We start from the raw sequence: 24634 nt of genomic DNA, 5'->3' as shown, positions 1-24634 counted from the left end.
ACCAATAGAGCATGTTGCGGAACGGCGCGAGCGGGGTGAGGGATGAGGTGACGACCGAACAACATTGACCATCGCTACAAACGCCGCTACAAACGGCCTCAACGCGGCGGCTAAAAGCCCTGTAATTTTAACGGCCTGAGGCGCTCCCCTGCGTTTCTTCTCGACCGCACCAGAATCTTCCTTCGGGTTGATTGGTCAAAAAATACAGCGGCTTAGCCAGATTAGTTCTGGCGGCCGCTGTTTTGTTTTCCTCCCTTTGATTATAAAAGGCGACTTGCCGGCGTGACGTGACGTTCAGACTGCCTGATTGGGGTCTTGCGGATCGCTGCCCTTCGAGCCGGTAGACCCCGGCAAGGGTCTGCCAAGGCGCTCGAAGTCGTTTTCACGGTCGCAGCTGCACAGCAGCCATAGGGGTGTCCTGCGCTAAAATAAAGGGCCGCCTCGGGGGCGGCCCTTCATAGTCAGGCTGGCGGCGGTGTGACCGGCTCGGTGGTCGCGGGCGCAGCATCTGCCGGTGGCGCCGTAGTGCTATCTGCTGGAGGAGCATCACCGCCACAGGCAGCCAGAACGAGGGCTGCGACGATGGCGAGCGGGGCAAGCAAAGTTTTCGACATGGGATCTCCTTGGGGTGAACCTCTAATTGATCTTGGTCTCACGACTGCGCCAGCTAACCGCCGCTTTGAGGCAAAGATGGGGCCGCCCGATAGTCGTCTATTTAGCTCAGCGGTTCCGTAGCACGCTTCTTAGCTAGCGTTTTTGGGTGCGGACGACACTCTTGTCCTTCACCGGACGGCGGGGGTGCCAAGCCTGGTTCCACGCTCGACGCGCGGCAGGTCTCCAACTTTTGCCAATCGCTCGATGCGGAAGAAGGCCTGCTCAAGGTCTTGAGTCATTTTACTAAACCTCCTCAATTCCACGGTCCGAGTCTGGCGCAATGCAAGACGATTGGCTACAGCTTGGCTTGCCCCGAAACTCGTACCAACGAGGGCTCCCAATGAGCACAGATCCAGACATGGCGCCCGGCCCGGAGGCCGGGGTAGACATCAATGCGTTTCGCGACCGCGAAGACCGCATAAGTCCGCTATGGCTGGAACGTTTGCGCGCCTTTTTAGCTGCCGGTCGTGACGAGGATGTTGCGACGGTGGTCGAGCCGCTGCATGCCGCCGACCTCGGGGACGTGCTCGAATCGCTCGACTCTGACGAGCGGCTGCACTTGGTGCGGTTGCTGGGGGATCGTTTCGACTATTCGGCACTCACCGAGGTCGATGAATCTGTCCGCATGGAGATCATGGACGAGATTCCGAACGCGGATATCGCGCGCGGTGTGTCCGGACTCGACAATGACGACGCGGTGGCGATTCTCGAAGACCTCGAGCAGGCCGACCGTGACGAAGTTCTGGCCAAGCTGCCGACCTTTGAGCGACTGAGCCTTAAGCGCAGTCTCGATTTCCCCGAAGAATCTGCCGGCCGTCGGATGCAGACCGATTTCATTGCCATCCCACCATTCTGGACTGTCGGTCAGACCATTGATTATCTGCGTACCGAGCCTGACTTGCCGGACGAATTTTACCAGATCTATGTGGTGGATGCCTCCTATCAGGTGCTGGGCACCATTCCGCTCGACAAGTTCCTGCGGGCGCAGCGCGCCACTGCAATCGAAGCGCTGATGAACCTGAATTTCGTGTTGGTCGATGCCAACGAGGACCAGGAAGAAGCTGCTCGAGACTTCGAGCGCTATGACCTTGTCGAAGTCGGCGTGATCGATGAAAGCAAGCGGCTGGTTGGCGTTCTGACCATCGACGACATCGTCGACGTGATCCACGAAGAGGCCGACGAAGACATCAAGCTGCTGGCCGGCGTCGGCGACGAGGACATTTCCGATTCGACCTTCGATACGGTGCGCAGCCGCGTGCCATGGCTGGTCATCAACCTGTTCACCGCGGTGGCGGTTTCCCTCGTCATCGGCCTGTTCGGGGCCACCATCGACCAGATGGTCGCGCTGGCGGTGCTCATGCCGATCGTCGCCTCGATGGGCGGCAATGCAGGCACGCAGACCATGACGGTAACCGTCCGAGCCCTGGCGATGCGCGAGCTGGACGGTCGGCGACTGCGCCGGCTGGTCGTTCGCGAGATGGTAGTTGGTGTCGCCAACGGGGTAATCTTTGCGATCCTGATCGGACTGGTGACCTGGGTCCGGTTCAACGACATGCAACTTGGCGCGGTGATCGCGCTAGCCATGATCATCAACCTGATCGTCGCGGGAACGGCGGGCATCCTGATCCCGGTCGCGCTCGACAAGTTCAAGGCAGACCCCGCCATCGCCTCGGCGGTGTTCGTCACCACCATCACCGACATGGTCGGCTTCTTTGCCTTCCTCGGCATTGCGGGACTTTGGTTCGGGCTGTTCTAGGCGTGGCGCCTGGAAAAATCATTTTCCTGCATGGTGCGTCCAGCAGCGGGAAGTCCACCCTCGCGCGCGGCGTGCAAGCGCGGATCGGGGAGCCGTTTTGGCATATCTCCATCGATCACCTGCGTGACAGCGGCGTGCTGCCGATGGACCGGTTCAAGTCTAAAGAGTTCGATTGGAGGGCGGCCCGCGCGCCGTTCTTTGACGGTTTTCATCGGTCGCTGGCAGCCTATGCGGGGGCCGGCAACAATCTCGTGCTCGAGCACATTCTCGATAAGGACGGCTGGCTGGAAGAATTGGGTCGTCTGTTTGCGCCCTTCGATGTGTTCTTCGTCGGCGTGCACTGTCCACTGCCGCTGCTGATCGAGCGTGAAAAGGCTCGGGGTGACCGGCCCGTGGGAAGCGCGGAGCAGGATTACCGGACGATCCACCTCGGCAAAAGCTACGACTTCGAGGTGTATGGCGACGGCGATGCCGAGCTCAATATCGGAGCTATTTTGCAAGCCTGGGGAGCCAGGTCAGGGGCATCGGCTTTCAGCCGGCTAGCGGAGATCTGATCGCTAAAATGCCGGCATTAGCGGTGGTCAGGACTTAACCGTCACCCGCCTGTGATTATGGAGTGTGGCAACTTCGCCGCTTGCAAAGCATTTATGACCTAGTTAACGATTTCCTACCGGGTGCGGGCTTCGGGCCACGCATTCCGGGGTGAACTCTGGGTAGGAGCGATCATGCGTAGTCAACCGAAGGCCACTGTGTGGCGAGCAGCGAGCTGGACTCTGGTGTGCCTGCTCGCAATGGGATTGGTTTTCTCCGTCGTGGCTGGTGTTTAGGCACTGCAGTTATTCACTTAGCAATTTAAAGGGCGCCCAAGCCACTGGGGCGCCCTTATTCTTTCTCCCGGAGCAATTTGATGAAGCTGCTGATTGGCAATCGGAATTATTCCACCTGGTCTTTGCGCCCCTGGCTGGTGTTGAAGCATTTCGAGATCCCCTTCGATGATGAAGTGCTGCAACTGTCTGGTGATGGCTGGCGGAATGTGCTGGCGCAGCGTTCGCCGACCGGCAAGGTGCCGGTGTTGATCGACGGGGATCTGGTAGTGCCGGAAACCATCGCTATCATCGAGTATCTGGCCGACCGATTCCCTGACAAGGCAATCTGGCCGACTGATTTGAATCAGCGCGCCGTGGCACGAGCGGCGTCTGCTGAAATGCACTCATCGTTCATGGGCCTGCGCAGCCACGCGCCAATGAACCTGCGTGCGTCGCATCCCGGCAAGGTTGGTGCCGATACGGTCGCCAAGGACCTGCATCGGCTCGAAGTGCTTTGGGGCGACCTGCTGGCGAAGTCCGGCGGACCGTTCCTGTTTGGCCAGTTCACGGCGGTTGACGCAATGTTTGCGCCCGCCGCGACGCGCATCCGCACCTATGCGCTGCCGGTGTCGGACCTGTTGGCCGAGTATGTCGAGGCGATATATGCCTTGCCGGCATTTCAGGAGTGGCTGGCCTTGGCGCTGCACGAGCCGTGGATTGTCGATGACGACGAGATCGACGTGATCCAGGGCCGCGTCAAGCCGGGGACGCTGGCATGATCCACATGATCAAGCTCAGCGTCGGCGTCTCGAGCTTTGCCGAGCTGGAAAGCTATCGCAATGAGCGAGCCCATTGGTGGGATGCCGACTATGGCGAGGACGTTCACGTCCACCGCACCCGCATGATGCCCAAAAGGGCGGCGGAGATGGAGGGCTTGTCGTCCGTGTATTGGGTGATTGGAGGGCAGGTGGTGTGCCGCCAGCCGATCCTGCGGCTGGGCAAGTTTTCCAATGCCGAGGGCATCAATTACTGTGACATCATCATGTCGCGCGACATGGTGCGCACCGTGCCCTATCCCAAGCGACCGTTCCAGGGCTGGCGCTATCTGCGCCCTGAGGACGCGCCGCCCGATCTCGGCGCGAATGAGAATGCCGACTCGCTGGCGCTGGCAGCCGATCTGGCCAAGCTGGGTCTTATCTAGACCTCCGCCTTGTTCTAGACCCCCGGCCGCGCCCAGTTTGAGCGCAGTTACTACGAAGAACCGGATCATGAGCGACTTCAACGATCAGGTGATTGCCGACTTTAACGCGAATGGCGGCAAGCCCGCCGGCTACTTCGAGAAAGCCGACGTACTGTTATTGCACGCGGAAGGCGCCAAGACCGGCATCGAACGCACCCAGCCGTTGATGTATCTTAAGGAGGGCGACGGCCCCTGTTTCATCTTCGCGTCCTATGCCGGCGGACCCAAGGACCCGGCATGGTTCCACAATCTGGTCGCTAAGCCCGATGTCGATATTTCTATCGGTGACGGTACAACGATGAAGCGTGTTCCGATGCAGGCCCGTGTGCTTGAGGGAACCGAGCGTGAGACTACCTACGCCCGGATGGCGCGCCTGTTTCCCCAGTTTGCCGAATACGAGGAAAAAACTACGCGCGACATCATTCCCGTTATCAAACTTTCGCCGCGCTGATCCTACAGCGCCGCCAAAGTTGAAAATGGTGCCACAGGGCAGGCTCCGTTGGGATCCAGCGGCGCCGTGCGGGGATCGTTCAAGTTGAACACGTAGCGTTGCTCGCAGACGTCCCAAGCCGGCGGCTGTTTTGTCTGATCGAACGCGTCAGTACCGACTTTGAGGTCACGCCAGAAAGCGGCATGCGGGCTAGCGGCATGCGTGGAAAGGTTTGCCTCGGTCATGCGGAACGGTAGCAGCTGCAGTTGGAACGCTGAATTGCCACCCTTGAAGGTCTCGCGCGCCATTGCGTAGATTTCTCGGATACCCTCGTCGGTCATGGCGTAGCAGCCGACCGACAGGCAATCGCCGTGGATCATCAGGTAGCTACCAGTGCGGCTAAGTGCAGAATCGAACTTGTTGGGAAAACCGACGTTGAACGACAGCTCATAGGACGACTTCGGATTGAGCAGGAAAGGGGTTACGTCATAGAAACCCTCGGGCGATTGGTAGTCGCCTTCCCGGACCTTAGGACCCAGCGTGCCGGACCACTTGCAGATTGGATAGCTCTTGAGCAGGGCATATTGACCGCCGCGCGTGCGCTTCCAGACTTCGAGCTCGGAGCTCTCCTTGTAGACGCGGATCATCATCGGCTCGGCCGGCGACGAGCCGATGGCAGCCATGCGCTCGACCAGCGCCTTTGGCAGCGGCACATTGCCCCGGTTATTGCCGGCAAACTGGCAACCAGCCAGCGCCGTGACGACCAGCAGCAAGGCAAGGGTGCGGAGAGCGTTGATGACCATGGCTTTATCCCGTCGAGTTTTCCGCAACATGCCGCCGAGCGGTTACCGGAGCGTGAATCCTACGATGTTGTGACCGGGGCCGGTGGCACTTGCCGTGACGGCCGCGGGCCCACATATTGAAGTCATGGCAGAAAAAGACCCAGTTGCGCGAAAGAATTCCGGCCTTCCTGCGCAGGGTAAAGTGAGCGGGGAAATTGCAGCTTTCGTCAAAAAGGTCGGCGCCATGGCGCGGCCCAATGCGGCGCAAGACGGCCGACTGCTGTTTGCGCTGGATGCCACGATGAGCCGGCAGCCGACCTGGGACCTGGCATGTTCGCTGCAGAGTGAGATGTTTCGGGCTATTCCCAAGCCAAGCGCGCTGCAGGTGCAATTGCTGTACTTCCGCGGCCTAGGCGAATGTAGGTCCAGCAAGTGGGTGATCGACGGCGATGCCCTGGCCAAGCTGATGACGGGCATTGCCTGCCAGGGCGGCCATACGCAGATCTCCAAGGTGTTCGCTCATGCGCGAACCGAGCACGCCAAGCGGCGGATCAACGCGGTGGTCTATGTCGGCGATGCAATCGAAGAGAATGTCGACGATCTGTCTGAGACGGCCGGACAATTGGGATTGCTGGGGCTGCCGATGTTCATTTTCCAGGAGGGCCGCGATGCCCGGGTCGAGGCGGCGTTCCGAGATTTTGCGCGGCTGACCAAGGGCGCTTATGCGCGCTTCGATGCCTCGGCTCCGCAGGAGCTGGCAGCTCTGCTCAAGGCTGTGGCGGCCTATGCCAGCGGGGGCAAGGACCTGCTGAAGCTGCAGGCCAGCGGCCAGGCCCAGGCTCTGCTGGCGCAGTTGCCGCGATGACCTATCTGTTCATCGGCGGACTGGTAGTGCTGGCTGTGCTCGCGGCCTATAACTATATCCGCAAGCGCGATCGCCGGCTTCTGATGCGCAGCCTGCGCTGGCTGGTCGGCGGGCTAGGCGCCCTGATCGCGATCGGCATGCTGTTGGCCCGGCGCATCGATATCGCGATCTTCGTGGGTGCGGCGGCGTTCTCGATACTGCGTACCGGCCGGCTCGGGCCGTTTTCCTTCGATGGTCCAGCGATGGACTCCGGTAATATATCCAAGGTGCAAAGCTATCGCTTCATCATGGAACTTGACCATGACACTGGAGCGGTTTCCGGCCGGGTACTGAACGGCCGGTTTGCCGGCATGGACCTGATGGACCTCGGCGAAGAGGACACTCGAATCCTGCTTTCGGAAGTAGAAGGCGATGCTGACAGCATGAGCCTCTTGCAAAGTTGGCTCGATGCCAATCGGGCGGGCTGGCAAGAATATTTTTCGCAACAGGATGCAAGTGCCCCGTCGGGAGGCACTTCGGGCAACGCCGAGGCTGAGGCCTACGACGTTCTTGGCCTCAAACCCGGTGCCAGCGACGAAGAAATCCGCACGGCGCATAGGGATTTGATGAAGGCGGTGCATCCTGACCATGGCGGGTCGAGCTATCTCGCTGCCCGGATCAACCAGGCACGGGATCGTCTGCTCAAGCAGTGACGCGTATCGGGACATTAACCCTCTGGTGACGTTAACTGACCGTTAACCATGCAGGCCGTTCTTAGCGTACCAGGCGCTGAGTTTGATTTGGGGGCTGCGATGGCACGTGATGGTGCGCATGTCATTGTGATCGGCAACGAGAAGGGAGGGTCGGGTAAATCCACCACTGCCTTCCATCTGGCCGTGTACCTGCTGTATGTCGGCCACCGCGTCGCGACGATCGACGTGGACAGCCGCCAGCAGACCCTCACCCACTATGTCCGCAATCGGCGGGTTCATGTGCAGGAAACCGGCCGAAAGCTGCCCAATCCGCAGCATTTTCATCTGCCGTCGGCCTGGGGCGATTCCCGCAAGGAAAACCAGCAAGCCGAGTTCGACATGTTTCGGCGGTCGGTTGGCGAGATCGAGAACAAGGTCGATTTCCTGATTATCGATACGCCAGGCTTCGACACCAATCTAACCCGGCTGGCACATTCGCTGGCCGATACGCTGGTGACGCCGGTCAATGACAGCCTGATCGATATCAACGTGCTGGCGCGGATCGACCCGGATACCGGGCAGCCGGTGGAGACGAGCCATTATGCGCGTCTGGTGCAGCGGGCCCGTTCGGAACGCCTCGCCATTGGTGGCGAGACCATCGACTGGGTGCTGGTCCGCAACCGCATCTCGATGTTGGCCTCGCGCAATACGCGACAGGTGCAGACTACGTTGGATGGCATCGCCACGCGCTTCGGCTGCCGGCTTGCTGATGGCATTGCCGAGCGGGTGATTTTCCGGTCGCTGTTCCCGACCGGCACCACCGTGTTCGATCCGCTGGATGACGAGGTCGAATCTGCGTCAGTCTCCCATGTCAGCGCTCGCCAAGAGTACCGTAACCTGGTCTCGTCGCTCAATCTGCCCATCGTCAACCGGCACGCGGAGCCGTTGCGGCTGTCAGCCTGAACCAGTCCACCGCCGTTAATCGTTAACCGAAAATTCACCATGCCGACCCTTGCCAGTGCGACGGCAAGCGTGACACTTCCGGGCTCGTAGTTCCTCGGGGGTATCATGGCGCGCCAAGGCGTTCATGTCATTGTGGTCGGTAATGAAAAGGGCGGGTCGGGCAAGTCCACGACGGCCTTTCATCTGGCTATCTATCTGCTCTACGAAGGCTTCAAGGTTGCCTCGCTGGACGTCGATAGCCGCCAGCAGACCATGACGCACTATGTGCGCAACCGTCGCGACTGGGCCAGCAAGCATGGCCTCCAGATCCCGCATGCCACCCACTTCCACTTGCCGCTGTCGCGTGGCGACTCAGCCAAAGAAAACAACCGGCATGAGTTCGACCTGTTCCGCCAGGCGGTGACGCAGGTGGAGCATGACGCCGATTTCCTGGTCATCGACACGCCGGGTTTTGACACCAATCTGACGCGGCTGGCGCACTCGCTGGCCGATACGTTGATCACGCCGGTCAATGACAGCCTGATCGACCTGAATGTGATTGCCCAGTTTGATCCGGTAACCGGCGAGCCGCGCGAGATGAGCCATTATTCGAGGCTGGTGCAGCGCGCCCGCTCGGAGCGTATCAGCATCGACGGCAAGACTATCGACTGGGTGCTGGTGCGGAATCGAATTTCGATGCTGTCGTCGCGCAACATGCGGCAGGTACAGACCATGCTGGAGCGGGTGGCGACGCGGCTGGGTTGCCGGGTGGCTGATGGCATTGCCGAGCGAGTGATCTTTCGCTCGCTGTTTCCGACCGGAATGACAGTCTTCGATCCACTGGATCAGGATCTGCTCGGCGGCGTGCCGTCCATGTCGCATATGAGTGCGCGCCAAGAATATCGCAATCTGGTGGCGGCGCTACATCTCCCGACCAAACAGATCGCTGCGGTTGCCGATTCGGCGAATGCGGCTGACGATTCCGCCAACCGGTTCCTTCACATGATGAAGACGGAAGTCTGAACTAGTCCGGATCGCGCTTCAGGCTCAGCCGGATGGCGCGCGCCCCCCCCGGCGTAAAGACATCGAGATCGATGGCCACTGGCTCCTGAACCATGCGGCGGGTACGTGACGACAGGGCCAGCACCACGCCCAGCAGTTCGCCGACGCTGCGCTTGCGCAACAGCATGCGCTGCGTGATGCCCTTGAGGGCGCGGTTGCGGGTCGCCATGTCTTCCGACAGAAGGCTCGACCGGCCGACGAAATTCGCCAACTCGGTCAGGGCAGTACGTTCGCTCATTGGGCTACTCCAAACACAGGCGCCAATTTGCTTGCTCGGTGAGCGGCACCTTGCGGCGCCGTCTCGTCATTCGTCACGGCTCAAGAACGCGAGCCGCGTAGGCGTCGTTCAGCTCTGCATGGCGAGGCAGCTCATATCCTGCCGCTTGAGCTGGTTGCACATGGCAGTCGCATCATCCCGATCGCCGAAGCCGACGAAGCGGGCGCGGAAGAAGGTCTGGCCGTTCTTTTCGAAGCGTTCCACATAGGAGCGGAAATCGCCCAGCACGCCGACCTTGCCGGCTGCGCTCGAAAGCATGGCACGGGCGCTATCTTCCGATGGACCGGCGCCGATCTGCACCACCCAGCCACCGGCGGCGGCATCGGCCGTTTGTACGGTGCCCGAGGTCATCAGATCGACCGGCTGGCCGGCCGGCTGCTGAGTGCCGGCGTTGGCTGGTGGCGGAACGAAACCAAGGGGTGCCGACGGCGCAGTCTGACCAAGGGCCGATGGCGGCGCGCCGAGATTATAGCTCTCGGAGAGCCAGGCGCCGATAATGTCCTGGCTGGGATAGGCGGGCTGCGGCGCCTGGGAAGGGGCTGCAAGGGTATTGGCGGCTTGGACGGCTGCCTGCTGGTTGAGATCGGCTGGCATTGGCACTGGTGCCGGAGTGGCGGTGGCTACGACCGCTGCGGGCATGGGCTGGATGGCGGCAGGCTGAGCCTGAGCGCCATTGGCAGCGACAAGCTGGGCCAGACGGAAACCGGGCAGGGGCATGGGAACGACGAAGACTGGCGCCGATGATGGCGCCGGCTGCGCGACGGCAACCTGCACATTGCCACTGCCCTGACGGCCGGGGACCGGAACTTCGGCTAGATAAGTGCCGCTGCGACCCTTGGGCAGGTACTTGGCGACGAGCTCCCGCACCTTCTGGTCGCGCGAGCCGGCCGAATTGAAGCCGAAGGCGACGACGACGATATGGCGGCCATCCTTGCGGGCGGCGGTCAGCAGGTTCGAACCGGCGGCATTGATATATCCGGTCTTGATGCCATCGACGGCGCCCATATAGCCCAGCACGCGGTTGTGGTTGCCATAGGTCGACTTGCCGTAGCTGAAGCTCTTGGTCTGGAAGAATTCGTAATAGCTGGGGAAGTGCTGGTAGATGGCGATGCCGAGGATCGCCTGATCGCGCACCGTGGTGGTCTGCCCGCCATCGGGCAGACCGGAAGCGTTGCGATAAGTGGTATTGCGCATGCCCATGGCGCGGGCCGTAGCGGTCATGCGCTGGGCGAATTTATCTTCAGTGCCCGATATATTCTCGGCGATGACGCGAGCCATGTCATTGGCCGATAGCGTCACCAGCGATTTGATGGCGTCTTCGACGGTTATCTGGGCACCGGCGCGCAGGCCGAGCTTGGTCGGCACGGCGGCAGCGGCGTGCTTGGAGACGGTCATCTTGGTAGAGAGCTTGAGATTGCCGGCGCTCAGTTCCTGAAACAGGACATAGAGCGTCATCACCTTGGCGACCGAAGCGGGATAGCGCTTGCTGTCGCCATTCTCTTCATAAAGCACCTGGCCCGACTTGGCGTCGACCACGATGCCGGCATATTTACGCAGATTTTCGATAGCATGAGCAGGCGCCGCCGTATGGGCGGTCACCGCTAGAGCGACAAGAACAGCGGCAAGAGCGCGAATGAACACGACGCGCCATGGGGTTTTCGCTTGGGAAGCCACCCGGTACTCCAACTTTACTCTCGGGCACTTCTGCGCCCTTACGCAACACAACTGACTGATTTCCGGGGAGCCCCACGCGCCCGGACGATCTGCTAATCACAGGAGATTACGTCAGCGCCGTTACCATTCCGTAAAATGCGAATGAATTTGTCGGTGTTGTGGAGGGTGGGTCACTGTTGGGTGACTTTGGCAACGAAGGCCGCCACGCACTGGGTGTCATCCCGGCCTTGAGCCGGGACCCATCTCGAGATGTTCGACCTGCCGCAAGGTAATTCGACCGGTCCACCTGCGGGCGCAATGCGATCTCAGGATGGGCCCCGGCTCAAGGCCGGAGTTACATCGCGCGTTAAGCTGGTACGGTAGCTGAATCCCCGAAAACCTTGCTTTCGCGTCCATCACAAAATCGCGAAGCATTGCCCCTTAACAGCGGCGAGTTTTTGCCTACATAATGGTCCTCACCATGCTGCTTCGTTTTCCTCACGACAGATGTCTATCCATGATTATTTCTGACCTCCTCGCTTTGACCGATGAGGCCCCAGTCGCGACGCGCCTGGAGCCTGTGCCCGACTCTATGGGGCCAAAGGAGGATGATCCTGGCAAGGGCAATGGGGATGGCAAAGGCGGCACCGAAACCGGGACAATTACCAAAACTCGTCCCAAAACCAAGCGCCCGAGCCTGTATCGGGTGCTGCTGTTAAACGACGATTACACGCCGATGGAATTCGTCGTTCTGGTCCTGCAGGACGTCTTCAACAAATCGCGTGAAGAGGCCATGCAGATCATGCTGCACGTTCACCAAAAGGGGGTGGGTGAGTGCGGCGTATATCCATACGAGGTCGCCGAAACCAAGGTGACCCGCGTCATGGATACGGCACGCAAAAACCAGCATCCGCTGCAATGCGTGATGGAAAAGCAATAGGAACGTCATATGCCCTCATTTTCTCGTGGACTTGAAAAGGCTCTGCATCAGGCGATGAACCTGGCGCGTGAGCGTAACCACGAGTTCGCTACGCTTGAGCACCTGCTGCTGGCCCTGACCGACGACCGTGAAACGATCGCCGTGCTCACCGGCTGCGACGTAGATGTCGATGCGCTCAAGAGCGACCTTGAAGATTTCATCAATGAAGAACTGGACAGTCTCATCGTGGCCAATGGCCAGGATGCGCGCCCGACCGCTGCGTTCCAGCGCGTTATCCAGCGCGCTGTGATCCACGTCCAGTCGTCCGGTCGCGAAGAGGTGACCGGCGCCAACGTGCTAGTTGCGATCTTTGCGGAACGCGAAAGCCATGCCGCCTATTTCCTCGAACAGCAGGACATGAGCCGGCTGGACGCAGTCAATTTCATCAGCCACGGCATAACCAAATCGGGTGCCAGCGAGGAACGCAAAGTGCGTGGAGCCGAGGACGGGGAAGGCAATACCGAAGGCGGAGCAGAGGCCAAGAAGAGCTCGGCGCTGGCCGATTTCTGCGTCAACCTCAATGAGAAGGCGCGTGCCGGCAAGATCGACCCGTTGATCGGCCGCGATGCCGAGCTGCGCCGCACGATCCAGATCCTGTGCCGCCGCTCCAAGAATAATCCGCTCTATGTTGGCGATGCCGGCGTGGGCAAGACTGCGATTGCCGAGGGGCTGGCCCGCAAGATCATCGAAGGCGATGTGCCCGAGGTGCTGCGCGAGGCCGTGATCTATTCTCTCGACATGGGCTCGCTGCTTGCCGGCACCCGGTATCGTGGTGACTTCGAGGAACGCCTCAAGGCAGTGATGAAGGAGCTCGAGAAGCTTCCGAACTCGGTGCTGTTCATCGACGAAATCCACACCATGATCGGTGCGGGTGCGACTTCGGGCGGCGCTCTTGATGCGTCCAACCTGCTAAAGCCAGCCTTGGCTTCGGGCGCCATCCGCTGCATCGGCTCGACCACCTACAAGGAATATCGCCAGTTCTTCGAGAAGGACCGGGCGCTGGTGCGTCGCTTTCAGAAGATCGACGTCAACGAGCCTTCGGTCCCTGATGCGATCGAGATCGTGAAGGGCCTGCGGCCGTATTTCGAAGAGTTCCACAAGGTGAAGTACACCGACGATGCCCTCAAGGCAGCCGTGGAACTGAGCGCGCGCTATATCAATGATCGCAAGCTGCCCGACAAGGCGATTGACGTGCTCGACGAAACCGGCGCCAGCCAGATGCTGCTGACGGCGGACAAGCGCAAGAAGATCATCGATGTCGAGGATATCGAGGCGACAATTGCGACCATCGCGCGGATTCCGCCAAAATCGGTTTCCAAGTCGGATGCCGAACTCCTGAGCAGCCTCGAGACAAGCCTCAAGACAGTGGTGTTCGGCCAAGACCTGGCGATCACGGCGCTGTCGTCGGCGATCAAGCTGGCCCGTGCCGGGTTGCGTGAACCGGAAAAGCCAATCGGCTCTTACCTGTTCACCGGCCCAACCGGCGTCGGCAAGACCGAGGTCGCGAAGCAGCTTGCTGATACGCTCGGCGTGGAGCTGCTGCGGTTCGACATGTCCGAATATATGGAGCGTCACACGGTCAGTCGTTTGATCGGCGCGCCTCCGGGCTATGTCGGCTTCGACCAGGGAGGCCTGCTCACCGATGGCGTCGACCAGCATCCGCATTGCGTGGTGTTGCTGGACGAAATCGAGAAGGCGCATCCGGATCTCTACAACATCCTGTTGCAGGTGATGGACCACGGCAAGCTGACCGATCACAACGGGAAGTCGGTGGATTTCCGCAATGTCATCCTGATCATGACCTCCAATGCCGGGGCCATGGACTTGCAAAAGAGCCCAATCGGGTTTGGCCGCAAGCGCGAGCAGGGCGACGACGAAGAGGCAATCAACCGCCTGTTCACGCCGGAATTCCGCAATCGTCTCGATGCGATCATCTCGTTTGCTCCGCTGGGCCGCGAAGTGGTGCGTCGCGTGGTCGAGAAGTTCGTGCTGCAACTCGAAGGCCAGCTGGCCGAGCGTGGCGTCACGATCGTGCTGCAGCCGGAAGCCGCCGATTGGCTGGCGGAACGCGGCTATGACGAACGCATGGGCGCCCGCCCGCTGGGTCGGGTGATCCAGGAATACATCAAGAAGCCATTGGCCGATCAGGTGCTGTTCGGCGAGTTGGTCAATGGCGGCACGGTCACTGTGGCCGTCGTCGGCGAGGGCAATGAAGCCAAGCTGGAGCTGATCGCGGTACCGCCGCGCCCAGCCAAGCCAAAGGCGCTGCCTCGGCCCAAGAAGCCAAAGGCAACCGCCGACAAAAACTAAGACACAAGGCCCGGAGCGATCCGGGCCTTTTTATTCTTGTTCGAGAGAGGGACGGCTGTGGGGTGGGTTGCGAACCGGCGGCTTCTGGCAGTCCGCTTTAAATACCGTTTCCGAACTGACGCTTCACTAGCATCGCTTGATAGCGCGGAGCTCAGCGCTCTGCCTACACCTGCGCTTGCTTCACTCGCCCCAGCCGGTAACGGAATGGCCGCCGAACAGCATTGCCCGTATGCCCGGCGCCGTCAGGCCTGAGGAGAAACCGACTGGCGGGGCGCTGGCCGTGTTCAACCGCTCCATCTGTGCCGCGCTGAGCGCAATCTCAGTGGCGGCGATATTGCTGTGCAGCTGGCTCAGCTTGCTGGCGCCGATCAGCGTCGAGGCAATGCCCGGCCGGTCCATGGCCCAAGCGAGAGCCACTTCCGCCATTAGCCGATCAAGTTCGGTGGCAACAGCGCGCAGAACCTCTAGAATGGCCCAGTTCGCGTCGTTGAACTTGCTGTTGCCGAATGGATTGGGACCGCTCAGGCGGCCGGAACCGCTGGTATCTGCTTTGTTGTATTTGCCGCTAAGAAACCCCCCGCCCAGCGGGCTCCAGGGCATCACGCCCATCCCAGCTTCGCGGGCGACTGGGAGATGCTCGCTCTCGACGTCGCGCGCGACCAGCGAATATTCCAGCTGCATGGCAATCGGGCCAGGCACGTGGCGTTCGGACGCGATGGTTGCCGCCTTCATCGCAACCCAGGCGGGCATGTCGGAAAAGCCGAAATACCGGATCTTGCCGGCACGGACCAGATCGCCCAGCGTCTGCACGATTTCTTCTACGGGCGTTACGCCATCCCAGATATGCATCCAGTAGAGATCGATGTAATCGGTCCCGAGGCGACGCAGCGACTGCTGAAGCGCGCGGTGGATATTCTTGGCCCCGGCACCGCCTGCATGAGGATTGCCGCCGCTGCCCTGCGTCGCCGCCAGTGGACTGGCTGAACCGTTGAAACCGAACTTGGTGGCCAGAACGATTTCGTCGCGCGACCCGGTTTCCCTGATGAATTGGCCGACCAGTTCCTCACTCGCGCCACCCGAATAGATATCGGCCGTGTCGACGAAATTGCCGCCGGCTGCTCGGTATGCATCGAAGATCGACCGCGAGGTGGCTTCGTCGGCACCAAACGGGCCGGGCCCAAACGTCATCGTGCCGAGAGCAAGCGGACTGACCACGAGACCGGAGCGGCCAAGGGTTCGGAAATCGGTAAGTGACATGAAATGACTTTCGTAGTGATTGATATGAAACCTGATACGAGGCTTGCTTGCCTGGGTCAATAGGTTTAGTAGTGATCACTATGAAATCTACTGACACGACGGTGCGCAGAACGGGCAGGCCGCTATCCTTCGATCGCGAGCAGGCGCTCGAACAGGCCATGCTGACCTTTTGGCGGCACGGCTATGAAACGAGTTCGATCAGCGACCTGACCGCTGCGATGGGGATTACCGCGCCCAGCCTCTACACCGCCTATGGTGACAAGAAGCAGCTTTTCCTTGAGGCCATGCGGCTCTATGCCGGTTCACCTTACGACATGGAGCAGGCCTTGGTCGAAGCGCCGACATCGCGCGACGCGGCGCAGCGGATGTTAATCGCTGCTGCAGAAGCGTTCACGGGTGAGTTGACACCGCGCGGTTGCCTGCTCGCAAGCGCCACTGCCAGCGGCTCAGGCGCATCAGCAGACGTGCAGAGTGAGGTCGCGCAAGTGCGGCGGGAGATACAATCGCGCCTGCAAAATCGGATCGACCGGGATGTGGCGCAGGCGCTTTTGCCTGTGGGAACCGACAGCCACAGCCTTGCCACGCTGGTCATCGCGCTGATCCAGGGAATGTCGGTGCTAGCCCGCGACGGAACCGACCGGCGAGATCTTCTGGCGATGGCAAATTTTGCCATGAATGCTTGGCCAAAGCTCTAACAAGGCAAGCAACTGGTGGCTGATGTGTTCTCATCAGACAACCAGAGGGTTTGGCCTAAGAGCGGCGTTTCTGGTCTAGCGGCGAATGGCCGCTATCGGGATCGCTCTTTCGAGCTTGAATGGCCGCCAGGAGCCCGAAGCCGCCGCTTCCACCGTCGTTTCAGACATGACAATAGGCTTGGCATCAATCAAGCGGTCGCGCTGGGCAGCGCGCCGCCGCAACTTTTCCTAACACTTCGCTAACCAGATGACGGCAATCCCCGCTGTTCCCGATCCTCACACTGGACAGGAACAAAGGACGAACCTATAAGAACATTATAGCAACACGGGAGATGCAGATGCTCACTTTCATCAAGGACTTTGCCGCATTCGTAACGCTCGGCGCCTTCACCATCGGCTCGCTGACCTGGATGGATATGCTGGCCCGACTCGTGTGATCATCGACTGTGGATTGCGTCCACGGTGATTTGGGGATCACCCTGCGCCGGTGGTAAAGGTCCAGCATGAACGTTCCCGGCTTTATCCATCTTCACGTCCATTCCGCCTACTCCTTGCTGGAGGGCGCGCTGCAGCTCGATGCGATTCTCGGGTTGGCGGCGGAGGATAATCAGCCGGCGCTCGGCGTTGCCGATACCGGAAATCTATTCGGGGCGTTGGAGTTTTCCGAGAAGGCCAGCAAGAAAGGCATTCAGCCGCTTGTCGGCGTGGAACTGGCCATCGACTTTGCGGTGGCCGAGGAACGCGTCAGCGAACGCGGTCACGTGGCCTGGGCCGGAAAGTCCAGCGTCGTGCTCCTGGCGCAGACGGAGGAGGGGTTCGCTAACCTGTCCCGGCTGGTGTCGCAGTCTTATATCCAGGGCGATGGCGGCACCGCGCGGGCGCAGCTCGACTGGCTGAGCCGCGAGCGCCTCGACGGACTGATCTGCCTCAGCGGCGGACCCGAAGGCGCCATCGACATGGCCTTTGCCCAGGGGCAGGACGCCAATGCTATCCGCCGGCTGGACCGGCTGGCTGACCTGTTCGGCGATCGCCTGTATATCGAATTGCAGCGGCATGGCCGGGTGCAAGAAGCCAATGTCGAGCCGCGTCTTGTCGATTATGCCTATCGTAAGGGCATTCCGCTGGTCGCGACCAACGAGCCCTTCTTCAGGTCGATCAAGGAATATGAGGCGCATGACGCGCTGCTTGCGATTGCCGGTGGCTCCGTGGTGGCCCAGACCGAACGCCGCAAGCTCAACGATCAGTATTATTTCAAGACCCGCGCCGAAATGGCCAAGCTGTTCTCAGACCTGCCCGAGGCGCTGGATTCGACAGTGGAGATCGCCCAACGCATCTCCTATCGTCCGCGCACCCGCAGCCCGATCCTGCCGAAGTTCGCTGCCGCCCCCGATTTGAGTGAAGACGATGCCGTCGCCGCTGAAGCGGCCGCGTTGCGAAACATGGCTGAAGAAGGACTGCGCGAACGGCTTGCGACTGTTGGCACGGCGCCCGGAAAAACCGAGCAGGTCTATTGGGACCGGCTCGAATTCGAACTCAACATCATCCAGTCGATGAAGTTCCCCGGCTACTTCCTGATCGTGGCGGATTTCATCCGCTGGTCCAAATCGGAGGGCATTCCTGTCGGTCCCGGCCGTGGCTCGGGCGCCGGCTCGCTGGTGGCGTATGCCACGACCATCACCGACTTGGACCCGCTGGCCTACAATCTGCTGTTCGAACGCTTCCTCAATCCGGAACGCGTCTCGATGCCCGACTTTGATATCGACTTCTGCCAGGATCGCCGCGAAGAGGTGATCCGCTACGTTCAGAAAAAGTATGGCACCGAGCAGGTCGCCCAAATCATCACCTTCGGAACGTTGCAGGCGCGCGCCGTGCTGCGCGACGTCGGTCGCGTGCTGCAGATGCCCTATGGTCAGGTGGACCGCCTGTGCAAGCTGGTGCCCGCCAATCCTGCCGATCCCTATTCGATCGAGCGGACGATGAAGGAAATTCCGCAGTTCAAGCAGATGGCCGACGAAGACGAGACGGTGGCCGATCTGGTGGCTATCGCCAAAAACCTCGAAGGCCTGTTCCGCCACGCCTCGACCCATGCCGCCGGCATCATCATCGGCGATCGGCCCTTGCAGGATCTGGCGCCCCTTTATCGCGACCCGCGCTCTGACATGCCGGTCTGCCAGTACAACATGAAGTGGAGCGAGGCAGCAGGCCTCGTGAAGTTCGACTTCCTCGGCCTCAAGACGCTGACGACGATCCAGTATGCGGTCAACATGGTCAACCTTGATGGCGGTAGCTTCCGCATCGAAGATATCGTCATCGACGACCAGCCGACCTATGACCTCTATGCCAAGGGCGACACGTTCGGCGTGTTCCAGGTCGAGGGCGCCGGCATGCGGCGCGCGTTGGTCGATATGAAGCCCGACCGCTTCGAGGACATCATCGCGCTTGTGGCGCTGTATCGTCCTGGCCCGATGGATAATATTCCACTGTTCAACGACCGAAAGCATGGTCGCGAAGAGGTGGAATATCCCCACCCAGACCTCTCCGTGGTGCTCGACGAAACCTATGGTATCATCGTCTACCAGGAGCAGGTGATGCAGATCGCCCAGCTTCTATCGGGCTACTCACTCGGCGAAGCCGACATGCTGCGCCGCGCCATGGGCAAGAAGATCAAGTCCGAGATGGACGCGCAGCGCGAGCGCTTCCGCGAGGGTGCCATCAAGCATGGGCTAAAGCAAAGCCTTGCCGATACGATTTTCGACCTGCTGGCTAAGTTTGCCAACTACGGCTTCAACAAGAGCCATGCCGCGACGTATGCGCTGGTCAGCTACCAGACGGCCTATCTCAAGGCGCATCATCCGCATGAATTCCTCGCGGCATCGATGACGCTGGATATGGGCAATACCGACAAGCTGGCCGAATTCCGCAGCGAGGCCAAGCGCCACAACATTGGGCTGGTGGCGCCGTGCGTGAACACCTCCCAGGTGGTGTTTTCGGTCAAGGACAAGCGCATCCTTTACGGCCTCTGCGCCGTCAAGGGCGTCGGCCGGCAGGTTGCCGAGCACATTGTCGAAGCGCGGGGCAATATGCCGTTCAAAGACCTCGGCGATTTCGCCCGCCGGGTGGATCCGCGCATCCTCTCCAAGCGCACGCTGGAAACACTGGCCAACGCTGGAGCTTTCGATGCCATCGTCGAACGGCGCGAGGTGGCGTTTGCCGCCATCGAAGCGGTAATGGGCATGGCGCAGTCGCTGACCCATGAGCGCAATGAAGGTCAGTGGAACATGTTCGACGCAGGCGAGCCAGAGCCCATCCGCCTGCCGGCCGGCGTTCCCGCGTGGAGCACGACTGAACGCGCCGATCGCGAACTATCGGCCATCGGCTTCCATCTCTCGGCGCATCCGTTGGATGCCTATGCGGATATGTTCGAGAAACTGCGCGTGCAGCGCTGGAGCGATTTTGAGCGGGCGGTCAAGGATGGAGCTGGGGCAGGGCGACTTGCAGGCACCATCAGCGGACGGCAGGACCGGCGGACCAAGAAGGGTACGCCGATGATGATCCTGACCCTGAGCGACCAGAGCGGCAGTTTCGAAATTATCGCCTTTTCCGAACAGATCAATGAGTTCGGCGCCCTACTGCAGCCCGGCAAGTCGGTGATCCTGCAGGTGGGCGCCGACGAACGCGCCGAAGGCATCAGCCTGCGCCTGCTGTCAGCCCAGACCCTCGATGGCATCGAAGACAAGGTCGATAGACGCCTGACGGTGTTCGCCGCCGATGCCAAGGCACTCGGCTCGATCTCGGCGCAGCTCAAGCGGGGCGGCGAGGGCAGCGTCAACTTCGTAGTCATCCGCGACGGTGGGGCCCGAGAATACGAGATCGAACTCCCCGGCAGCTACCGCCTCACCGCAGAAGTCGCAGGCGGCATCAAGGCGCTAGAAGGCGTGACGGACGTGCGGTTCCACTAAAAATGCGCGGGGGAGGCGAGCTTTTGCCCTTCCTCCCTCGCTTCGGGGGCTTTCACCCCTTGGCCCCACGAACGGGCGCGGGTCCGTGACAGATAAATGCAGCCGAGTACGTCGCCGTTCCTTGACAGCTACGTGAAGGGCACCGGGTGCTTAGCGGGGGTGTTGTCGTTGGGCGCTGTTAGCGTCGCGAGAAGCTGGGCGTTGCGGACACGGATAATCGTGGTGCGCAGCAATTCCAGCGAGAATGGCTTGGCGAGGAAGTCGCGACAACGATGCCGCACCGGCAGGATATTGGTATGGTGACCACTAGAAAACACGAAGGGCACGCCTGCATCGTCCAGCGCGTCTGCAATAGTGAAGTCGGGGCCCGAATGGGTGAGCGAGCAATCCACCAACGCCAGTTGCGGCTTGAACTTTTCGATCGCCGCCAGACCATCCGCAATCGAAGCGACAGTCTGTAATGTGCGGCAGCCCATTTCTTCTGCGAGTTCTTCGAGCAGGATGGCGATTAGAGCCTCGTCCTCCACGATCAGGAGGCGAACGTCGGATAGTGGGGACGCAGGATCCAGCACGTGACGCTCCTTCTACGGAAGAGCGATCAAGCTTCTCTTAATCGGCGGCGCCCGGATCAAATGGCCATCGATACCCAAGGCTGTGCGCCCTTTGCATGTCGATAGCATGAATATAGCGTTTAGCGTACAATTCGGACGCTGGCTCATGCATACGCCATCCTTGCCTTCCCGACGGTAATCCCCTATATCGCCCCTGCGTTCGACTGCGTGTCGACGCGATTTCACACACGAGGCAGGCGGTTCGAGCAATCGAAGCGCCATCCGGTGACGGGAGACCGTCGCAAGGCCTAGTGGCGGCATCAACCGGTAAAACAGGAGCAGCCATCATGGCACTGCCCGAATTCTCTATGCGTCAACTGCTTGAAGCAGGCGTTCACTTTGGTCACCAGAAGCACCGGTGGAACCCGAAGATGGAGCGCTACATTTTCGGCGTTCGTAACGACATCCACATTCTCGACCTGAGCCAGACCGTGCCGTCCCTGAGCCGCGCGCTGCAGCTGATCTCGGACACCGTTGCTGATGGCGGCCGCGTGCTGTTCGTTGGTACCAAGCGCCAGGCAGCTCCCCTGGTTGCCGAGGCTGCCAAGCAATCCGCCCAGTATTTCGTGAACTCCCGCTGGCTCGGCGGCACGCTGACTAACTGGCAGACCATTTCGAACTCGATCTCGCGTCTTCGTGCGTTGGAATCGATGGGCGAAGACGACCTCGCGCTGCGCACCAAGAAGGAGCGCCTGATGATGAGCCGCGAGCAGGAACGCCTTGAGCGTGACCTCGGCGGCATTAAGGACATGGGCAACCTGCCTTCGCTCCTGTTCGTCATCGACACCAACAAGGAAGCCAACGCGATCAAGGAAGCCCGTCGTCTGGGCATTCCAGTCATCGCCATCGTCGACACCAATTGCGATCCCGACACTGTCGACTACGCAATCCCCGGTAACGACGACGCGTCGCGCGCTCTTGAGCTCTACGTGTCGCTGGTCTCCAAGGCTGCGATCGACGGCATCCGTCGCTCGTCGTCGGCTCTCGGCGCCGACGTTGGCGCATCCGAGCAGGCTCCGGCTGAAGATCTGCCGGAAGAGGCTCCGTCCGCCCCGGTCGAGGCTGCTGTCGCGGCTGAAGCACCCGTCGTCAACTAAGCTCGAACTTCGAGCTTCGTACTGATTTGAACCAATGCGGCCCCTGTAATGGGGCCGCCAAGAGGTGAACCCATGGAAATCTCTGCAGGAATGGTCAAGCAGCTCCGTGACTCGACTGGCGTCGGGATGATGGACTGCAAAAAGGCTCTGGCCGAAACCAATGGCGACATGGAAGCCGCGGTCGATTGGCTGCGCACGCGCGGTCTTGCCAAGGCTGCCAAGAAGGCCGACCGCGTTGCCGCTGAAGGCCTTGTTGGCGTTGCTACTGCTGGCACCAAGGCCTCGGTTGTCGAAGTGAATTCGGAAACTGACTTCGTTGCGCGCAACGACCAGTTCCAGACCATCGTCAGCAACATTGCCAAGCTGTCGCTCGATGCTGACGGCGATGTCGTCAAGCTGGGCGAAATGCCCTTCCCCGGCTCGGGCCACTCGGTTTCCGCCGAGCTGACCGAAGCCATCGCCAAGATCGGCGAGAACATGAGCCTGCGCCGCACCGAGACCGTTTCGGTCTCCGACGGCGTCGTCGAAAGCTATGTCCACAATGCCGTCAAGGCTGGCCTGGGCAAGATCGGTATTCTCGTTGCTCTTGAATCCACCGGTGACAAAGCCGCCCTGTCTGCCCTCGGCAAGCAGCTGGCCATGCACATTGCGGCAACCAATCCGCTGTCGATCGACCCGGAAGACCTCGACCAGGCCGTAGTTGCTCGCGAACGCGCGATCATTCTCGAGCAGGTCAAGGAATCGGGCAAGTCGGCCGAGATCGCCGAGAAGATGGTCGATGGCCGCATGCGCAAGTACTTCGAGGAGGTCACGCTTCTGGCGCAGACTTTCGTGATCGATGGCGAGACCAAGGTCCGCGATGTGATCAATAATGCCGAGAAGGACGCAGGCGCTCCGATCAAGCTGACGCGCTTCGTCCGCTATGCGCTCGGCGAGGGCATCGAGAAGGTCGAGACCGACTTTGCTGCCGAAGTTGCAGCCACTGCCGGCGTCAAGAAGTAATAGCATTTCGCATTTGCGAGCGGGCCCACGGGCCCGTCCGCTGCTCTCCCGCCACAGCGCTTTCAGCAAAAGTGGACACCGGTTTTGCGGTTCGAAAGCGCGACTTTCGGCGCCTTGATTTGGCCGGGATCGAGCGCAAAACCCTGACGTAGTGTAATTCGAATGGTGTGACGCCTTCTGTTGAAGGTGGTTTTGCCATAGGGTCTGTCGGGTGTTTCCGGATTCGGGACCCCATAGTATCTTGTCCAGCAAAAGGGGTTTGCCAATGGCGCCTGCCTATAAACGCATTCTCCTCAAGGTCTCGGGCGAAGCGCTGGCAGGGGATAACTCCTTCGGAATCGAGCCGGCGTTCCTGCAAGGCATCGCCAAGCAGATCGCCGATGTCGCCAATACTGGTGTGCAGATCGCCATAGTGGTTGGCGGCGGCAATATTTTCCGCGGCATGGCCGGTGCTGCAGAAGGCACTGATCGTGTCACGGCCGACCTGATGGGCATGCTGGGCACCATGATCAATGCCCTCGCCCTGTCCAATGCCATTTCCCGTCAGGGCGCCAAGTGCAAGCCCTATAGCGCTGCCTCGATGCCATCGGTGGCCGACACCTTCACCGCCCGCGACGCCAAGATGGCGCTGGAAGATGGTTTCGTGGTCGTGCTGGGGGGCGGCACCGGCAACCCATTTTTTACCACTGACACCGCCTCGACCTTGCGGGCGATCGAGCTGGAATGCGACGTAGTGCTCAAGGGCACCAAGGTCGATGGGGTCTATTCCGAGGACCCGATGAAAAATCCGAATGCCACGCGCTATGATTTCGTCAGCTATGACGAAGTCATCGGCAAGAATCTGCGCGTGATGGACACAGCGGCATTTGCGCTTGCCCGCGACAACTCGATGCCGATAATCGTATATGCGCTTGACGACGCGGCCGGCCTGTCCGGCGTGCTGGCCGGCTCGACCCGGTTCACTCGCGTCGGTAAGCACAACTAGCCTAGAAGGACGTTTACCATGGCCTATGATCTCGCAGACATCAAAACCCGCATGCAGAAGTCTATCACCTCGCTGCGTGAGGAACTGGCTGGCCTGCGGACCGGCCGTGCGAGCGCCAGTCTGTTGGAACCTGTGACCGTTGAAGCCTATGGTTCGCGCACGCCGTTGAGCCAGCTCGCCACGGTCACCGTACCGGAGCCACGCATGTTGAGCGTGCAGGTGTGGGATCGTTCACTGGCCATGGCTGTGGAAAAGGCCATTCGCGATAGCGGTTTGGGACTCAACCCGATCGGCGAGGGCCAGGTCATTCGCGTGCCGCTGCCCGAGCTTAATGAGCAGCGCCGCAAGGAACTGGCCAAGGTTGCGCATAACTATGCCGAGGCGGCCCGGGTCGCCGTACGTCACATCCGTCGTGACGGCATGGATGCCCTCAAGAAGGCCGAGAAGGATAGCGTTTTGAGCCAGGACGACGCCCGTGTGCAGTCCGATTTGGTGCAGAAGGCAACCGATGCGTCGGTGTCCGAGATCGATCAGGTCGTCGCCGCCAAAGAAGCTGAAATCTTGCAGGTCTAAGTCGGCTTTACTGCGCCAGGAGGGCGTA

Annotated in this window: 22 protein-coding genes and 1 pseudogene; 17 read left to right on the top strand and 6 right to left on the bottom strand. The window is 60.6% G+C overall.

The features are described 5' to 3' along the window. Positions 1-461: 461 nt before the first annotated feature. Entirely contained in the window at positions 462-614 is a 153-nt protein-coding gene (locus WH91_RS24490; protein ID WP_158409494.1) for a hypothetical protein, read from the bottom strand. 380 nt (positions 615-994) lie between these two features. Here WH91_RS24490 and mgtE point away from each other — a divergent pair, with 380 nt between their 5' ends. The 5 genes from mgtE (at position 995) to WH91_RS00990 (ending at position 4907) form a co-directional block, all read left to right on the top strand. Further along, on the top strand, positions 995-2410 hold the full coding sequence (mgtE, locus tag WH91_RS01010; protein ID WP_052952503.1) for a magnesium transporter: 1416 nt from the start codon (positions 995-997) through the stop codon (positions 2408-2410). Positions 2411-2412: 2 nt separating this feature from the next. Next, positions 2413-2964, top strand: a complete 552-nt coding sequence (locus WH91_RS01005; protein ID WP_046169136.1) for a chloramphenicol phosphotransferase CPT family protein — start codon at positions 2413-2415, stop codon at positions 2962-2964. A 353-nt stretch (positions 2965-3317) separates the two neighbouring features. Next, on the top strand, positions 3318-3995 hold the full coding sequence (locus tag WH91_RS01000) for a glutathione S-transferase family protein (RefSeq protein ID WP_052952502.1): 678 nt from the start codon (positions 3318-3320) through the stop codon (positions 3993-3995). Continuing rightward, positions 3992-4417, top strand: a complete 426-nt coding sequence (locus tag WH91_RS00995; protein WP_046169134.1) for a DUF1489 family protein — start codon at positions 3992-3994, stop codon at positions 4415-4417. The genes WH91_RS01000 and WH91_RS00995 overlap by 4 nt, the downstream gene beginning before the upstream one ends. Positions 4418-4484: 67 nt before the next feature. Further along, positions 4485-4907, top strand: a complete 423-nt coding sequence (locus tag WH91_RS00990; protein ID WP_046169133.1) for a nitroreductase/quinone reductase family protein — start codon at positions 4485-4487, stop codon at positions 4905-4907. Between the two features lie 2 nt (positions 4908-4909). On the opposite strand, the gene WH91_RS00985 is transcribed toward WH91_RS00990, so the two are convergent. Then, on the bottom strand, positions 4910-5689 hold the full coding sequence (locus WH91_RS00985) for a L,D-transpeptidase family protein (protein WP_244542301.1): 780 nt from the start codon (positions 5687-5689) through the stop codon (positions 4910-4912). Between the two features lie 181 nt (positions 5690-5870). On the opposite strand from WH91_RS00985, the gene WH91_RS00980 reads away from it, so the two are divergent. From WH91_RS00980 to WH91_RS00965, 4 genes are all read left to right on the top strand, one after another. Next, the gene (locus WH91_RS00980) at positions 5871-6533 is read left to right on the top strand and encodes a VWA domain-containing protein (RefSeq protein WP_244542300.1); all 663 of its coding nucleotides are present in this window, start codon (positions 5871-5873) and stop codon (positions 6531-6533) included. Next, positions 6530-7225, top strand: a complete 696-nt coding sequence (locus WH91_RS00975; protein ID WP_046169131.1) for a DnaJ domain-containing protein — start codon at positions 6530-6532, stop codon at positions 7223-7225. The genes WH91_RS00980 and WH91_RS00975 overlap by 4 nt, the downstream gene beginning before the upstream one ends. Positions 7226-7324: 99 nt before the next feature. Beyond that, positions 7325-8167 (top strand): division plane positioning ATPase MipZ, encoded by an 843-nt coding sequence (locus WH91_RS00970; RefSeq protein WP_052952501.1) that lies wholly within the window; start codon positions 7325-7327, stop codon positions 8165-8167. A gap of 105 nt (positions 8168-8272) precedes the next feature. Continuing rightward, complete coding sequence (locus WH91_RS00965; RefSeq protein WP_046169129.1) at positions 8273-9169, top strand: division plane positioning ATPase MipZ; 897 nt, start codon at positions 8273-8275, stop codon at positions 9167-9169. A gap of 1 nt (position 9170) precedes the next feature. Here WH91_RS00965 and WH91_RS00960 read toward each other — a convergent pair whose 3' ends face one another. After that, positions 9171-9446 carry a hypothetical protein gene (locus WH91_RS00960; RefSeq protein WP_046169128.1) on the bottom strand — a complete coding sequence of 92 codons (276 nt, stop codon included), beginning with the start codon at positions 9444-9446 and terminating at the stop codon, positions 9171-9173. A gap of 108 nt (positions 9447-9554) precedes the next feature. Further along, the gene (locus tag WH91_RS00955) at positions 9555-11159 is read right to left on the bottom strand and encodes a serine hydrolase (RefSeq protein WP_052952500.1); all 1605 of its coding nucleotides are present in this window, start codon (positions 11157-11159) and stop codon (positions 9555-9557) included. 571 nt (positions 11160-11730) lie between these two features. On the opposite strand from WH91_RS00955, the gene clpS reads away from it, so the two are divergent. Both clpS and clpA read left to right on the top strand, forming a co-directional pair. After that, positions 11731-12078, top strand: coding sequence for an ATP-dependent Clp protease adapter ClpS (gene clpS, locus WH91_RS00950; protein WP_046169127.1), 348 nt, complete (start codon positions 11731-11733; stop codon positions 12076-12078). Between the two features lie 9 nt (positions 12079-12087). Then, positions 12088-14400 (top strand): annotated as a pseudogene (gene clpA / locus WH91_RS00945) (ATP-dependent Clp protease ATP-binding subunit ClpA); the annotation flags it as partial. 207 nt (positions 14401-14607) lie between these two features. Here the strand turns inward: clpA and WH91_RS00940 are convergent. Further along, the gene (locus tag WH91_RS00940; protein ID WP_046169197.1) at positions 14608-15684 is read right to left on the bottom strand and encodes an aldo/keto reductase; all 1077 of its coding nucleotides are present in this window, start codon (positions 15682-15684) and stop codon (positions 14608-14610) included. 80 nt (positions 15685-15764) lie between these two features. Between WH91_RS00940 and WH91_RS00935 the strand changes: the two genes are divergently transcribed. Further along, entirely contained in the window at positions 15765-16379 is a 615-nt protein-coding gene (locus WH91_RS00935; RefSeq protein ID WP_046169125.1) for a TetR/AcrR family transcriptional regulator, read from the top strand. 503 nt (positions 16380-16882) lie between these two features. Continuing rightward, positions 16883-20338, top strand: coding sequence for a DNA polymerase III subunit alpha (gene dnaE, locus WH91_RS00930; RefSeq protein ID WP_046169124.1), 3456 nt, complete (start codon positions 16883-16885; stop codon positions 20336-20338). A gap of 128 nt (positions 20339-20466) precedes the next feature. Here dnaE and WH91_RS00925 read toward each other — a convergent pair whose 3' ends face one another. After that, a complete protein-coding gene (locus WH91_RS00925; RefSeq protein ID WP_052952499.1) occupies positions 20467-20910 on the bottom strand; it encodes a response regulator in 444 nt (147 codons plus the stop codon). Between the two features lie 326 nt (positions 20911-21236). Here WH91_RS00925 and rpsB point away from each other — a divergent pair, with 326 nt between their 5' ends. The 4 genes from rpsB (at position 21237) to frr (ending at position 24606) form a co-directional block, all read left to right on the top strand. Then, entirely contained in the window at positions 21237-22046 is an 810-nt protein-coding gene (rpsB, locus tag WH91_RS00920; protein WP_046169123.1) for a 30S ribosomal protein S2, read from the top strand. A 72-nt stretch (positions 22047-22118) separates the two neighbouring features. After that, positions 22119-23048 carry a translation elongation factor Ts gene (gene tsf, locus WH91_RS00915; RefSeq protein ID WP_046169122.1) on the top strand — a complete coding sequence of 310 codons (930 nt, stop codon included), beginning with the start codon at positions 22119-22121 and terminating at the stop codon, positions 23046-23048. A 265-nt stretch (positions 23049-23313) separates the two neighbouring features. Next, complete coding sequence (pyrH, locus tag WH91_RS00910; RefSeq protein WP_046169121.1) at positions 23314-24033, top strand: UMP kinase; 720 nt, start codon at positions 23314-23316, stop codon at positions 24031-24033. 18 nt (positions 24034-24051) lie between these two features. Continuing rightward, a complete protein-coding gene (frr, locus tag WH91_RS00905; protein WP_046169120.1) occupies positions 24052-24606 on the top strand; it encodes a ribosome recycling factor in 555 nt (184 codons plus the stop codon). Positions 24607-24634: the final 28 nt, after the last annotated feature.

Source organism: Devosia psychrophila (genome assembly GCF_000971275.1).
In the GTDB taxonomy this organism is placed as follows: Bacteria; Pseudomonadota; Alphaproteobacteria; order Rhizobiales; family Devosiaceae; genus Devosia; species Devosia psychrophila.
Note: the sequence above shows the minus strand (reverse complement) of the source record. Positions and strands in the feature narration are given on the sequence as shown.

Bases quoted from the DNA above. Each gene is read 5' to 3' on its own strand.
- WH91_RS24490 (WP_158409494.1), bottom strand. From the start codon at position 614: ATGTCGAAAACTTTGCTTGCCCCGCTCGCCATCGTCGCAGCCCTCGTT.
- mgtE (WP_052952503.1), top strand. From the start codon at position 995: ATGAGCACAGATCCAGACATGGCGCCCGGCCCGGAGGCCGGGGTAGAC.
- WH91_RS01000 (WP_052952502.1), top strand. From the start codon at position 3,318: ATGAAGCTGCTGATTGGCAATCGGAATTATTCCACCTGGTCTTTGCGC.
- WH91_RS00995 (WP_046169134.1), top strand. From the start codon at position 3,992: ATGATCCACATGATCAAGCTCAGCGTCGGCGTCTCGAGCTTTGCCGAG.
- WH91_RS00990 (WP_046169133.1), top strand. From the start codon at position 4,485: ATGAGCGACTTCAACGATCAGGTGATTGCCGACTTTAACGCGAATGGC.
- WH91_RS00985 (WP_244542301.1), bottom strand. From the start codon at position 5,689: ATGGTCATCAACGCTCTCCGCACCCTTGCCTTGCTGCTGGTCGTCACG.
- WH91_RS00975 (WP_046169131.1), top strand. From the start codon at position 6,530: ATGACCTATCTGTTCATCGGCGGACTGGTAGTGCTGGCTGTGCTCGCG.
- WH91_RS00970 (WP_052952501.1), top strand. From the start codon at position 7,325: ATGGCACGTGATGGTGCGCATGTCATTGTGATCGGCAACGAGAAGGGA.
- WH91_RS00965 (WP_046169129.1), top strand. From the start codon at position 8,273: ATGGCGCGCCAAGGCGTTCATGTCATTGTGGTCGGTAATGAAAAGGGC.
- WH91_RS00960 (WP_046169128.1), bottom strand. From the start codon at position 9,446: ATGAGCGAACGTACTGCCCTGACCGAGTTGGCGAATTTCGTCGGCCGG.
- clpS (WP_046169127.1), top strand. From the start codon at position 11,731: ATGGGGCCAAAGGAGGATGATCCTGGCAAGGGCAATGGGGATGGCAAA.
- WH91_RS00940 (WP_046169197.1), bottom strand. From the start codon at position 15,684: ATGTCACTTACCGATTTCCGAACCCTTGGCCGCTCCGGTCTCGTGGTC.
- WH91_RS00935 (WP_046169125.1), top strand. From the start codon at position 15,765: ATGAAATCTACTGACACGACGGTGCGCAGAACGGGCAGGCCGCTATCC.
- dnaE (WP_046169124.1), top strand. From the start codon at position 16,883: ATGAACGTTCCCGGCTTTATCCATCTTCACGTCCATTCCGCCTACTCC.
- rpsB (WP_046169123.1), top strand. From the start codon at position 21,237: ATGGCACTGCCCGAATTCTCTATGCGTCAACTGCTTGAAGCAGGCGTT.
- tsf (WP_046169122.1), top strand. From the start codon at position 22,119: ATGGAAATCTCTGCAGGAATGGTCAAGCAGCTCCGTGACTCGACTGGC.
- pyrH (WP_046169121.1), top strand. From the start codon at position 23,314: ATGGCGCCTGCCTATAAACGCATTCTCCTCAAGGTCTCGGGCGAAGCG.
- frr (WP_046169120.1), top strand. From the start codon at position 24,052: ATGGCCTATGATCTCGCAGACATCAAAACCCGCATGCAGAAGTCTATC.